This window comes from Achromobacter deleyi, from assembly GCF_013116765.2.
Taxonomy (GTDB): Bacteria; Pseudomonadota; Gammaproteobacteria; order Burkholderiales; family Burkholderiaceae_B; genus Achromobacter; species Achromobacter deleyi_A.
The window spans coordinates 2,022,296-2,035,617 of the sequence record NZ_CP074375.1 but is presented as its reverse complement, the minus strand read 5'-3'; the positions used below and the strand labels follow the sequence as shown (position 1 = coordinate 2,035,617).

General features: G+C 66.1%; 9 protein-coding genes. 7 read left to right on the top strand and 2 right to left on the bottom strand.

Going from position 1 to position 13,322, the window contains the following annotated elements; translation table 11 throughout:
* Positions 1-1,170, bottom strand: a complete 1,170-nt coding sequence (locus HLG70_RS09135) for an efflux RND transporter periplasmic adaptor subunit (RefSeq protein WP_171662086.1) — start codon at positions 1,168-1,170, stop codon at positions 1-3.
* A gap of 150 nt (positions 1,171-1,320) precedes the next feature.
* Between HLG70_RS09135 and HLG70_RS09130 the strand changes: the two genes are divergently transcribed.
* A complete protein-coding gene (locus tag HLG70_RS09130; protein WP_171662087.1) occupies positions 1,321-2,277 on the top strand; it encodes a molecular chaperone DnaJ in 957 nt (318 codons plus the stop codon).
* A gap of 50 nt (positions 2,278-2,327) precedes the next feature.
* Here the strand turns inward: HLG70_RS09130 and HLG70_RS09125 are convergent, their stop codons facing one another.
* A complete protein-coding gene (locus tag HLG70_RS09125; RefSeq protein ID WP_171662088.1) occupies positions 2,328-3,575 on the bottom strand; it encodes an NnrS family protein in 1,248 nt (415 codons plus the stop codon).
* A 243-nt stretch (positions 3,576-3,818) separates the two neighbouring features.
* Between HLG70_RS09125 and HLG70_RS09120 the strand changes: the two genes are divergently transcribed.
* The 6 genes from HLG70_RS09120 to narI all read left to right on the top strand — a co-directional run bounded on the left by HLG70_RS09120 (position 3,819) and on the right by narI (position 13,312).
* Entirely contained in the window at positions 3,819-5,078 is a 1,260-nt protein-coding gene (locus HLG70_RS09120; RefSeq protein WP_171662089.1) for an MFS transporter, read from the top strand.
* A 26-nt stretch (positions 5,079-5,104) separates the two neighbouring features.
* Entirely contained in the window at positions 5,105-6,490 is a 1,386-nt protein-coding gene (locus HLG70_RS09115) for a NarK family nitrate/nitrite MFS transporter (protein ID WP_171662090.1), read from the top strand.
* A 151-nt stretch (positions 6,491-6,641) separates the two neighbouring features.
* Positions 6,642-10,385, top strand: coding sequence for a nitrate reductase subunit alpha (locus tag HLG70_RS09110; protein ID WP_171662091.1), 3,744 nt, complete (start codon positions 6,642-6,644; stop codon positions 10,383-10,385).
* Positions 10,382-11,947, top strand: coding sequence for a nitrate reductase subunit beta (narH, locus tag HLG70_RS09105; protein ID WP_171662092.1), 1,566 nt, complete (start codon positions 10,382-10,384; stop codon positions 11,945-11,947). The genes HLG70_RS09110 and narH overlap by 4 nt, the downstream gene beginning before the upstream one ends.
* A 15-nt stretch (positions 11,948-11,962) precedes the next feature.
* Positions 11,963-12,610 carry a nitrate reductase molybdenum cofactor assembly chaperone gene (gene narJ, locus HLG70_RS09100; RefSeq protein WP_171662093.1) on the top strand — a complete coding sequence of 216 codons (648 nt, stop codon included), beginning with the start codon at positions 11,963-11,965 and terminating at the stop codon, positions 12,608-12,610.
* An 18-nt stretch (positions 12,611-12,628) separates the two neighbouring features.
* Positions 12,629-13,312, top strand: coding sequence for a respiratory nitrate reductase subunit gamma (gene narI / locus HLG70_RS09095; RefSeq protein ID WP_171662094.1), 684 nt, complete (start codon positions 12,629-12,631; stop codon positions 13,310-13,312).
* The last annotated feature ends 10 nt before the right edge of the window (positions 13,313-13,322 follow it).

The window sequence follows — 13,322 nt, the reverse complement described above, 5'->3', positions numbered from 1 at the left end:
TCAGCTCTGATGTTCGACGATCTGCACGTCGCGTCCGTCGTGCAGGCGGTCCACGCCCTCGACGACGACGCGCTCGTCCTGCGCCAGGCCTGCCTGCACCACGACGCGGCCGGCGTTGGCGGGGCCCAGTTCCAGGACCCGGCGCGTCGCGCGCGTGTCTTCTCCGATGACGAAAACGAAGGCGCCCTCGGACCCGTACTGCACGGCGGCGGTAGGAATGGTCACGACGTTGTCCTGCTGCACCACGGCCAGCCGGATGTTCACGAACTGGTTGGGAAACAGCGATTCGTCGGCGTTGTCGAAGCGGGCGCGCAGCCGGACGGTGCCGCTGGCGGCCTGGATGCGGTTGTCCAGCGCTTCCAGCGTGCCCTCGGCCAGGATGCGGCGGTCGTCGGCGTCCCAGGCCTGGACGCGCAGCGCGGCGGTCTTGGCCTGGGCCTGGCGCAGGATGTCCAGCCGGGTCTCCGAAATACTGAACAGGGCGGAGATGGGCATGGTCTGCACCAGCGTGGTCAGCCCGTTGGCGTCGTCGGCGCGCACATGGTTGCCCGCGTCGACGCGGCGCAGCCCGATACGGCCGGACTGCGGCGCGACGATGCGGGTGTGGTCCAGCAGGCGCTGGGCGTCGGCCACCTGGGCCTGATTCTTGCGGCGCTGGGCGGAATAGATGCGTACCTGGGCTTCGGCGGTATCCAGCTGCTGGCCGGACACGGCTTCCTGGCGCGCCAGCTTGCGGTAGCGCTGCAGGTCCGCCGCGGCATTGTCCAGCAGCGCCTGGGTCTGCGCCAGCTCGCCTTCGGCGGACGCCAGCGCGGCAAGATAGGGGCGGGGGTCGATTTCCGCCAGCAATTGCCCCTTGGCGACGGCCTGGCCTTCGGTGTAGTGCAGCTTCAGCAGTTCGCCGTCGACCTGGCTGCGCAGGGTCACCTGCGCCAGCGGCGTGATGGTGCCCAGCGCATGCAGATCGCGCTGCAGCGGGCCGGTGCGCGCCGCGGCGACGCTGACGGCAACGGGAATCTGCCCGTAGTTGGGCGGGGGGGGAGCAGCGGGGCCTTTATTGCCCGCCAGCCAGACAGCCGCACCGATCAGCAGGGCCAGCATCAGGGCGGCGGCGATCAGGATCAGGCGTTTGCGTGAGGGGGTGGGGCCCGCAAGGGAGCGCAGGGACATCAGGGCTGCCAGGCGAGGGTGTTGCGGACAGCCGTGATTCTATATTAATAATAATGATTAGCGTTATTAATGAAACTCTGCAAGAAGGGTTTGCGCGTATCGTTTAGAGTGGCGCCTGTTTTCAATACCCGGTTTGCAAGGAGTAGGTCCATGGGCGAAACATCCCTAGAAAGTCCGCGGCAGTTGTTCGAGCGTCTACAGGCCAGGCTGGAGACCGAACGTGCGCGGTTGCGGCAGTGGCAGGCGATCGAAGCGGATTACCAGCGCAAGTACGTGGACGAACTGCGGCCGCTTGAGGAAAAGCTGCATCTGCTGCGCCACAAGCTGGTGCTGTGCTTTGACCACGCATACAAGCAGATGGGCCTGTCCAAGGCGGAGCGCGAGTTCGTGTCCGAACTGGTCACGGAGTTTTCCGAAGAACTGCTGCTGCTGGCCTCCAAGGGGGAGCTGCCCGCCGGTTGCGATGCCGGGCGTCTCAAGACGCTCTACAAGAAGCACGGCGGATCCGACTATGACGCCGATGTCGCCGAAGACACCGAAACCGCGAAGGCCTACCTGGCCGAGGCGCTGGGCCTGGACGCGGATGCCGATCTGGCGGCCTTGACTCCCGCGCAGCTGCTCCAGCGCATCCAGGAACAATACGAGGACGACGAGGCCGAGGAACTGCTGGAACAGGCCCGCCTGGCGACCCGCTCATCCGTGTCGAATGCGGCGGCGTGGCAGGCGATGCAGGACGCGGAGCGCGCGCGCCTCGCCCAGGCCGCCCAGGATCCGGCGCGGCAAGCCGGCGTGGACGCGGCGGACCCTGCCGATGAGAGCCTTCCCCAGGCGAACGCCGCGCTTCAAGGCCAGCTCGACGAGATCCTGCGCCAGGCCAGCTACGCGGAAGAAGGCTTCAAGCTGCGCTACGACCTGGATCCGTTCGCCTCGTTCGATCCGGAAACGGTGATCGAGGAACTGGACGCCGACATCGTCGATATCCAGGAATACATCCGGGAGCTGGAGCACGAGGTGATGCAGTTCTCGGACGAGTCCCTGCTCAAGGCCTGGCTCAAGGCCATGCGGCGCGAAGTCGCCGCGATCGAACGCCGCGAAGGCCGCGGTTAGCAGGAACAAGAAGCCTCGGCAGGTGCGAGGCTCCGTTTTGGTGACAGGCCCTAGGCCTGCTTCCGGGCCACCGGCACCACGCGCATGACCGGCGCCGCCTGCTGGGCGGCGTCCGCGCGCGGGCGGATCATCAGCGGGAAGAACCGCCACAGGTAGAGGCCCAGCGCAAGCGCCCAGGCGGTGGCCGAGGCGTGCAGAAAGCCCAGCGTGGCGGCCGTCGGCAGCAGGGCGGCCAGCCGCAGCAAGGCCGCCAGGATCATCAGCGCGTAGCTGACGACCATGCTGCGGTCCGTCTTCAGGGGCCGTCCCAGGTGGCCCAGCGCCGTGCGCGTCACCATGCCCAGGATCAGCACCGAGAAGCCGGCCACCCCGATCACATGCGCGGGCCAGGCCAGCCGCAGGACATAGCCGGCCAGTTGCGCCGCGCCCACCAGCAGGCCGATTCCCAGGCCAAGGTAGCCGGCGTAGAGGATCCACAGCAGCGGCACGCGGCGCACGGCCCAGGGCTTCCAGGATATCCATTGCACCAGGGCGATCAGCCCGGTGGCCGCCAGCGCCAGCGCGGCGATCTGCTGCGCGCCCGCCAGCAGGCAGGCGATGGCGACGATGCCCGTGCCCAGCTGCCAGTGGCCGCTACGGGTGTGCGGCGGAATGTCCAGGCCGGCGACCGCGCGCTTGGCGAAGAACGGCATGACGCGGCGCGCGATCAGCAGCGTCAGCACCGCCATGCACAGCAGGCCGGCATTGAAGTAGCGCATCAGCGTCAGGTAGTCGCCGGAGACCGCGGCCCAGAGGTAGAGCGCGTTGGTGGCGCCCAGCGCCAGCAGCAGGAACGGCACGCCGTAGTTGCGCTGGTTGCGGGTGACGGCGACGGCGCGTCCCAGCGCGCCTGCCGCCCACAGGAAGAACAGCAGGTCGGCGGCGGCCGCGATCACGAAGGCGGGGCGGCCCGGCACAAGATAGCCCGCGCGCGCCACGATCCAAAGCAGGCACAGCGCGGCCAGGGCGTTGCCGCGCAGCGGATTCTTGCCGGTCCAGTTGGCGCCCGCGGTCAGCAGAAAGCCCACCGCGATGGTGGCGACAAAGCCCCACAGCATTTCGTGCGCATGCCAGGGCATGCCGTTGAGCACGCCGGTCAGCCGGGCGGGCGCATGCACCCACAGCAGCACGGACACCAGCGCCCAGAAGCAGCCTGCCAGGTACAGCGGGCGAAAGCCCATCTCGGTGAAAGCGCGCCATTGGGGCCGCGCGCGGCGCGGCGGCCGGGCGGGTTCTTCGATGGAAAGCAGGGTGGTCATGGGGTGGGCGCCATTGCGCGACGCGACAGGCGCATCGCAATTCATAAAGTGTATTTCAAATACATATTAATCCTCCGCGAGGGCGGCTGCCAGCCGCCGGCTTGATCCAGCGCAAGCCGGCCCGGATCCCTTGCGTGACTAGGCACATCGGCAAGGGGCTTCTGGTCGGCTGGCGAATGGTGAAAGCGCGTTGGCATCCCTAGGCTAGCCACATAGGAATTTGTCAGCAAAGCGAGAGTAACCATGGCAGCAAATCATTCCTCGGCCGGCGCGCCGATGCGGGTCCTGATATCCAGTACGTTCGCCTTCACCATCTGTTTCGCGGTGTGGATGATTTTTGCGGTGCTGGGCATTCCCATCAAGGCGCAGTTGGGCCTTTCCGAAACCCAGTTCGGCCTGTTGGCCGCCATGCCGGTCCTGACCGGTTCCCTGGTGCGGGTGCCGCTGGGCATCTGGACGGACCGCTACGGCGGCCGGCCCGTCTTCTTCATCCTGATGCTGCTGGCGGTGGTGCCGATCTGGCTGCTGTCCTACGCCACCGAATACTGGCAATTCCTGGTGCTGGCGCTGTTCGTCGGCCTGACCGGCGGCTCGTTCTCGGTGGGCACGCCCTACGTGGCGCGCTGGTTCCCGCGCAACAAGCAGGGCCTGGCGATGGGCGTGTTCGGCGCGGGCAACTCCGGCTCGGCCATCACCAAGTTCGTGGCGCCCGCGCTGATCGCGGCCGCCGGCGGCGCCTGGGTCATCGTGCCCCAGGTCTACGCCGTGGCGCTGCTGGTCACCGCGGTCCTGTTCTGGATGTTCTCGGCGTCCGACCCGTCGCACCGCGTGGCGCGCGGCGCCACGCTGGCCGAGCAGTTCGCCATGCTGAAGGACCCGCGGGTCTGGCGCTACTGCCAGTACTACTCGGTGGTGTTCGGCGGCTACGTGGCGCTGGCGCTGTGGATGACCAAGTACTACATCGGCGAATACGGTTTCGACATGAAGCTGGCCGCGCTGCTGGCGGCGTGCTTCTCCCTGCCCGGCGGCGTGCTGCGTGCCATGGGCGGCTGGATCTCCGACCGCTACGGCGCCTACAAGACCACCTGGTGGGTGATGTGGGTGTGCTGGGTGGCGTTCTTCCTGCTCAGCTATCCGCAAACCGAATTCACCGTCATGACCGCCGGCGGCCCGCGTACCTTCGGCATTGCGCTGGGGCCCACCACCTTCACGATCCTGCTGTTCGTCGTCGGCATCGCCATGGCGATCGGCAAGGCCTCCGTCTTCAAGTTCATTTCTGACGAGTTCAGCGACAACATCGGCGCCGTGTCCGGCATCGTCGGCTTGGCCGGCGGGTTGGGCGGCTTCGTGCTGCCGATCATGTTCGGGGTGCTCCTGGACCTGACCGGTATCCGCTCCAGCGCCTTCATGCTGCTGTACGGCACCGTCTGCGTCTCGCTCATCTTCATGCACTTCAGTTTCCGGCCGGAAAGCGCGGCCATTGCCCGGCAGCAAGCCGCCTGACCACTCCACCATCCTGAGAGAATCCTATGTCCACTCAAGTCCTTGCGCGCTGGGAGCCGGATAATCCCGGTTTCTGGAAACAGACCGGCGCGCGCATCGCCAACCGCAACCTCTGGATCTCTATTCCGGCGCTGATGCTGGCGTTCAGCATCTGGATGCTGTGGAGCGTGGTGGTGGTCAACCTGGACCGCGCCGGCTTCATGCTGTCCAAGAACCAGCTGTTCTGGCTGACGGCGCTGCCCGCGCTGTCGGGCGCCACCTTGCGCATCTTCTACTCGTTCCTGGTGCCCGTCTTCGGCGGGCGCAAGTGGACGGCCATCTCCACCGCTTCGCTGCTGATCCCGGCCCTGGGCATGGGCTTTGCGCTGCGCGACCCCACCACCACGTTCCCCACCTTGCTGATCCTGGCGCTGCTGTGCGGCCTGGGCGGCGGCAACTTCAGTTCCAGCATGGCCAACATCAGCTTCTTCTTCCCGAAAGAGAAGAAGGGCCTGGCGACCGGCCTGAACGCCGGCATCGGCAACCTGGGCGTATCGCTGGTGCAGTTCGTGGTGCCGGTCGTGATCTCGGTGGGCGTCTTCGGCGTGGCCGGCGGCGCGCCCCAGGAGATCACCGTCAACGGCGCGCAGCAGAATCTGTGGCTGCAGAACGCGGGCTTCATCTGGGTGATACCGATAGCGCTGGCCTCGATCGCCGCGTGGTTCGGCATGAACGACATCGCCGACGCCCGCGCCTCGTTCGCGGACCAGGCCGTGATCTTCAAGCGCAAGCACAACTGGCTGATGTGCTGGCTGTACGTGGGCACGTTCGGGTCCTTCATCGGCTTCTCGGCGGGCTTCGCCATGCTGACCAAGACCTTGTTCCCGCAGGTGAACCCGATGGCCTATGCCTTCCTGGGGCCGCTGGTCGGGTCGCTGACGCGCCCGGTGGGCGGCTGGGTGTCGGACAAGGTGGGCGGGGCGCGGGTCACGCTGTTCACCTTCGCGGCCATGATCGCCGCGGTGCTGGGCGTGGTGATGTTCCTGCCCGCAGGCGGACGCACCGGCGATTTCAACGGCTTCCTGGCCATGTTCATCGTGCTGTTCGCGCTGACCGGCCTGGGCAACGGTTCCACGTTCCGCATGATCCCCGTGATCTTCCTGCGTGAGCGCACGCAGGCGGCGCAAGGCAAGGGGCCGGCCGGGCAGAAGCAGGCCATGTCCGAAGCCGCCAAGGAATCGGCGGCCGTGCTGGGCTTTTCCGGCGCCATCGGCGCATATGGCGGCTTCTTCATCCCGCGCAGCTTCGGCACCTCGCTGGAGATGACCGGGGGCGTGCAGGCCGCGCTGTATTGCTTCATCGGCTTCTACGCCACCTGCATGCTGATTACGTGGTGGTACTACGCGCGCCGCAATGCGCCCGTGCCTTGCTAAGGACTACGCCGCCGCCCGGATGTCTAGTCATTCTGCCGAGCCCGGCCTGTGCCACTGGCGAATGGCCCGGGCGGCGGCCCAGCCCTAAAGTTGTTTCAACAGCATTGATCGCAGTACGCGCCGGCCAGGCCGGCGTTCTTGGAGAAACACAATGAGTCATTTTCTGGACCGGTTGAAGTTCATGTCGCGGGTGAAGTCCACCTTCGCGAACGGTCACGGCGAAACGGTCAACGAAGACCGCAAGTGGGAAAACGCCTATCGCGCCCGGTGGCAGCACGACAAGGTGGTGCGTTCGACCCACGGCGTCAATTGCACCGGCTCCTGCTCGTGGAAGGTGTATGTCAAGAACGGCCTGATCACCTGGGAAACGCAGCAGACCGACTACCCGCGCACGCGGCCCGACCTGCCCAACCATGAGCCGCGGGGCTGTCCGCGGGGCGCGTCGTACAGCTGGTACGTGTATTCGGCGCAGCGCGTGAAGTATCCGATGATCCGCGGCCGCCTGATGGAAATGTGGCGCGAAGCGCGCAAGACCATGGACCCGATCGCGGCCTGGGAATGGATCAGCCAGGATCCCGCGCGCGCCAAGCGCTACAAGGCCGTGCGCGGCCTGGGCGGCTTCGTGCGGGCCGATTGGGATACCTCGATGGAGATTATCGCCGCCGCCAACGCCTTCACGATCAAGAAATTCGGCCCCGACCGCCTGATCGGCTTCTCGCCGATCCCGGCCATGTCCATGGTCAGCTATGCCGCCGGCGCGCGCTACCTGAGCCTGCTGGGCGGCGCCTGCCTGAGCTTCTACGACTGGTACTGCGACCTGCCGCCCGCCAGCCCGCAAGTCTGGGGCGAACAGACCGACGTGCCCGAATCGGCCGACTGGTACAACTCGACCTACCTGATGGTGTGGGGTTCCAACGTGCCCCAGACCCGCACGCCGGACGCGCACTTCTACACCGAAGTCCGCTACAAGGGCACCAAGACGGTGGCCGTGTCCAGCGACTTCGGTGAAATGGTCAAGTTCGGCGATATCTGGCTGGCGCCCAAGCAGGGCACCGACGCCGCGCTGGCGATGGCCATGGGCCATGTGATCCTGAAAGAATTCCACCTGTCGGGCGCATCGGCCTATTTCAAGGACTACGTGCGCCGCTACACCGACATGCCGATGCTGGTGCTGCTCAAGGAGCGCGACGGCTTCTACGCCCCGGATCACTTCCTGCGCGCCTCGCACCTGGATGGCGCGCTGGGCGAACAGAACAACCCCGACTGGAAGACGCTGGTGCTGGACGAGACCAGCGGCGACCTGGTGGCCCCCAACGGCAGCATCGGTTTTCGCTGGGGCGAAGGCGCGGTCAACGGCGGCGAGAAGGTCGGCCGCTGGAACCTGGAATCCAAGGACGGCGGCAACGGCCGCGAGATCCAGCCGACGCTGACCCTGCTGGGCCAGTCCGACGCGGTGGTCGGCGTGGGTTTCCCGTACTTCGGCAGCGAGCACGACGAGCTGCTGGTGCGCAACGTGCCGGCGCGCCGCATCCGCCTGGCCGACGGCACCGACGCCCTGGTCGCCACCGTGTACGACCTGCAGATGGCCAACTACGGCCTGGACCGCGGGTTGGGCGGCGGCAACGTCGCTACGTCGTACGACGATGACGTGCCTTATACGCCGGCCTGGCAGGAAAAGCACACCACCGTGCCGCGCGCGCAGGTGATCCAGGTGGCGCGCGAGTTCGCGCAGAACGCCCACGATACCGAAGGCAAGTCCATGGTCATCGTCGGCGCCGGCCTGAACCACTGGTACCACATGGACATGATCTACCGCGGCATCATCAACATGCTGATGATGTGCGGCTGCGTGGGCAAGAGCGGTGGCGGCTGGGCGCACTACGTGGGCCAGGAAAAGCTGCGTCCGCAGTTCGGCTGGGCGCCGCTGGCGTTCGGCTCGGACTGGGTACGCCCGCCGCGCCAGATGAACGGCACCTCCTTCTTCTACGCGCACACCAGCCAGTGGCGCCATGAAAAGCTGAATGTCCAGGAAGTCCTGGGCCCCACCGCCGACCGCGCGCGCTACAGCGAGCTCAGCATGATCGACCTGAACGCCCGCGCCGAGCGCATGGGCTGGCTGCCGTCGGCCCCGCAGCTGCGCACCAATCCGCTGGATGTGGTGGCCGAGGCGGAAAGCGCGGGCAAGGACCCCGTGGCCCACGCCGTCGAGCAGATGAAGTCGGGCGAACTGCGCATGTCCTGCGAAGACCCGGACGATCCCGCCAACTTCCCGCGCAACATGTTCGTGTGGCGCTCCAACATCCTGGGCTCCAGCGGCAAGGGCCACGAGTACTTCCTGAAGTACCTGCTGGGCACGCAGAACGCGGTGTTCGGCGACGAAGCCGCCGCGATCAAGCCTTCCGAGGTGACCTATCAGGAAGACGCGGCCGAAGGCAAGCTGGACCTGCTGACGGTGCTGGATTTCCGCATGAGCACCACGTGCCTGTACGGCGACATCGTGCTGCCCACCGCCACCTGGTACGAAAAGGACGACCTCAACACGTCCGACATGCACCCCTTCATCCACCCGCTGAGCGAGGCGGTGCAGCCGCTCTGGGAGAGCAAGACCGACTGGGAGATCTACAAGCTGCTGGCCAAGAAGTTCAGCGACATCGGCGGCCCCTACCTGGGCAAGCGCCGCGACCTGGTGCTGACCCCGCTGATGCACGACACCCCGGGGGAACTGGGCCAGGCCTTCGAGCCCAAGGACTGGAAGCTGGGCGAATGCGACCTGGTGCCGGGCAAGACCGCGCCCAGCATGACGGTCGTCGAGCGCGACTACAACGACATCTACCGCAAGTTCACTTCGGTGGGTCCGCTGATGGACAAGCTGGGCAACGGCGGCAAGGGCATCAACTGGAACACCGAGCACGAGGTCCATGAGCTGGCCGGCATCAACGAAGCGGTCGCCGAACCCGGCGTGAGCCAGGGCCGTCCGCGCCTGGACACCGCGATCGACGCGGCCGAGATGATCCTGACCTTCGCGCCCGAGACCAACGGCCACGTGTCGGTCAAGGCCTGGGAAGCGCTGGGCAAGATCACCGGACGCGAGCACACGCACCTGGCCGTCGGCCGCGAGCACGACAAGATCCGCTTCCGCGACATCCAGGCGCAGCCGCGCAAGATCATCTCTGCGCCGACCTGGTCGGGCCTGGAAAGCGAAGAGGTCAGCTACAACGCCGGCTATACCAACGTGCACGAACTGATCCCATGGCGCACCCTGACCGGCCGCCAGCAGTTCTACCAGGATCACCGCTGGATGCTGGACTTCGGCGAGGGCTCCTGCGTGTACAAGCCGGCCATCGACACCAAGACGATCGCGCCGATGCTGGGGCAATACCCGAACGGCGAGAAGGAACTGGTCCTGAACTGGCTGACGCCGCACCAGAAGTGGGGCATCCACAGCACGTATTCGGACAACCTGCGCATGCTGACCCTGAGCCGCGGCGGCCCCCACGTCTGGGTGTCGGAAACCGAGGCCAAGCAGGCCGGGCTGGTCGACAACGACTGGGTGGAAGTGTTCAACGTGAACGGCACCCTGACGGCGCGGGTGGTGGTGAGCCAGCGCGTGCCGGTCGGCATGTGCCTGATGTACCACGCCCAGGAAAAGATCGTGAACGTGCCGGGCGCTGAAACCAGCGGCAAGCGCGGCGGGATCCACAACTCGGTCACGCGCACGGTGCTCAAGCCCACGCACATGATCGGGGGCTACGCCCAGCAGGCCTACGGCTTCAATTACTACGGCACGGTGGGCGCCAACCGCGACGAGTTCGTGGTGCTGCGCAAGATGAAGAAGGTCGACTGGCTGGAAGGGCCGCTCGTCGAAGAACCGCAACAAGAAGAGAAGCAATCATGAGGATACGCGCCCAAATCGGCATGGTGCTGAACCTGGACAAGTGCATCGGCTGCCACACTTGCTCGGTCACCTGCAAGAACGTCTGGACCAGCCGCGACGGTGTCGAGTACGCCTGGTTCAACAACGTGGAAACCAAGCCCGGCATCGGCTATCCCAAGGAATGGGAAAACCAGGAAAAGTGGAAGGGCGGCTGGAACCGCACCGCCGCCGGCAAGCTGGAACCGCGCCAGGGCGGCAAGCTGCGCATCCTGGCCAACCTGTTCGCCAACCCGAACCTGCCGGCCATCGACGATTACTACGAGCCGTTCACCTTCGACTACGAGCACCTGCAGAACGCACCGCTGTCGCAGACTCCGCCGACCGCGCGTCCGGTGTCGGTGCTGACCGGCAAGAAAATGGAGAAGATCCATTGGGGCCCGAACTGGGAAGACGACCTGGGCGGCGAATTCAGCTCGCGCAGCCGCGATGCGCTGTTCGAGGGCGTGCAGAAGGAGATGTACTCGACCTTCGAGAACACCTTCATGATGTACCTGCCGCGCCTGTGCGAACACTGCCTGAACCCGGCCTGTGTCGCCAGCTGCCCGTCCGGTTCCATATACAAGCGCGAAGACGACGGCATCGTCCTGGTCGACCAGGACAAGTGCCGCGGCTGGCGCATGTGCATCTCGGGTTGCCCGTACAAGAAGATCTACTACAACTGGAGCAGCGGCAAGGCCGAGAAGTGCACGTTCTGCTATCCGCGCATCGAGGCCGGCCAGCCGACCGTGTGCTCGGAAACCTGCGTGGGCCGCATCCGCTACCTGGGCGTGCTGCTGTATGACGCCGACCAGATCGAGCAGGCCGCCTCTACCGCCAACGAGCAGGACCTTTATCAATCGCAGCTGGACCTGTTCCTGGATCCGCATTCGCCCGAGGTGATCGCCGCCGCGCGCGAGCAGGGCATCCCGGAATCGTGGCTGGAAGCCGCCCGCCAGTCGCCCGTCTACAAGATGGCCGTCGAATGGCGCGTCGCCTTCCCGCTGCATCCGGAATACCGCACCTTGCCGATGGTCTGGTACATCCCGCCGCTGTCGCCCATCCAGTCGGCCGCCGAATCCGGCAAGATGCCGCAGCGCACCGTGGGCAAGAGCGGCATGATCCCCGATGTTTCCAGCCTGCGCATCCCCGTGCGCTACCTGGCCAACCTGCTGACCGCGGGCAAGGAAGCGCCGGTGCTGCAGGCGCTGGAGCGCATGCTGGCCATGCGTGCCTACAAGCGGTCCGAGACCGTGCATGGCGAGCGCGACACGGCTCTGCTGGAGCAGGTCGGCCTGTCCGAGGAAACCGTGCAGGACATGTACAAGATCATGGCCATCGCCAACTACGAAGACCGCTTCGTGGTGCCCAGCAGCCATAAGGAAATCGTCGAAGACAGCTTCAACGAAAAGGGCAGCTGCGGCTTCACCTTCGGCAACGGCTGCTCGGGCGGGGTGTCCGAAACCACCTTGTTCGGCCGCAAGCCCCAGGGCAGCGAGATCTTCATCGAGATGCCCAAGTCACGCAAGAAGGCCGTTTCGGCCTGAGGAAAGGAGAACACCATGAGCTTGTACCGCCTGCTTTCCGCCTTGCTCTGCTATCCCGAGCCCGAGCTGCTGGACTACCTGGCCGAAGTGGAGGAGGCCCTGGCCGCCTATCCGGACGCCGAGGAAACCCTGCAGCCCCTGATCGGCTACCTGGCCGCCAACGACCTGATCCCCTTGCAGGAGAACTACGTCGCCACCTTCGACCGCAACCGCTCGCATTCGCTGCACCTGTTCGAACACGTGCACGGCGAAAGCCGCGACCGCGGGCAGGCCATGGTGGACCTGCTGGAAACCTATCGTGAACACGGATTCGAACCGGTCGTGTCCGAACTGCCGGACCACGTGCCGCTGTTCCTGGAGTTCCTGGGGGTCATAGAACCCGACCAGGCGCAGGAACTGCTGGACGAGGCCATCCACGTGCTGGCCGCGATCGGCGCGCGCCTGGCGAAGGGCGAAAGCCCCTACGCCTGCATTTTCGCGGTGCTGCGCGCGCAGTCCCGCGTGATCCCGCGCGAACAGACCGAGGCGCCGGTGCGCGACATGGACGAAGCGATGGAAACCTTCGGCATCGGGCCGGACGGCGTGGAACCGCTGCTGCGGCCGTTCTCGGGAGACGGGGCGCAGACCGTGCGCTTCTACCCCCGTGCGCCCGCGACTCATTAATGCTCAGGACGACGCATCATGAACTCCCTGAATCAGTTTCTTTTCGGCATCTATCCCTATATTGCGCTGACGGTGTTCCTTCTGGGCAGCCTGGCGCGCTTTGAGCGCGAGCAGTACACCTGGAAGACCGACAGCTCGCAGCTGCTGCACCGCGGCCAGCTGCGCCTGGGCAATATCCTGTTCCACGTCGGCATCCTGGGCCTGTTCTTCGGGCATCTGGCCGGGCTGCTCACGCCGGTGATCGTCTGGGACACGCTGGGCGTCTCGCACACCCTGAAGCAGACGGTCGCGATGGTGGCCGGCGGCGTCATGGGCGGCCTGTGCCTGATCGGCCTGCTGATCCTGATCCACCGCCGCCTGAGCGATCCGCGCATCGCGCGCGCCACGCGTCCCGGCGACAAGCTGCTGTTGCTGTGGATCCTGGTCACCCTGCTGCTGGGCCTGTCCACCATCGTGCTGTCGGCCGGCCATATGGACGGCGAGATGATGGTGCGCCTGATGACCTGGGCGCAGCACATCGTCACCTTCCAGGGCGACGCCGCCAGCCACATCGCCGACGTGCCCCTGCTGTTCAAGGCGCACCTGTTCATGGGCCTGACGCTCTTCGTGATCTTCCCGTTCACCCGCCTGGTGCACGTCTGGAGCGGCTTTGCCTCGCTGGGCTATCTGGGCCGCGCCTGGCAGCTGGTCCGCCCGCGTTGATCCCTTGCCC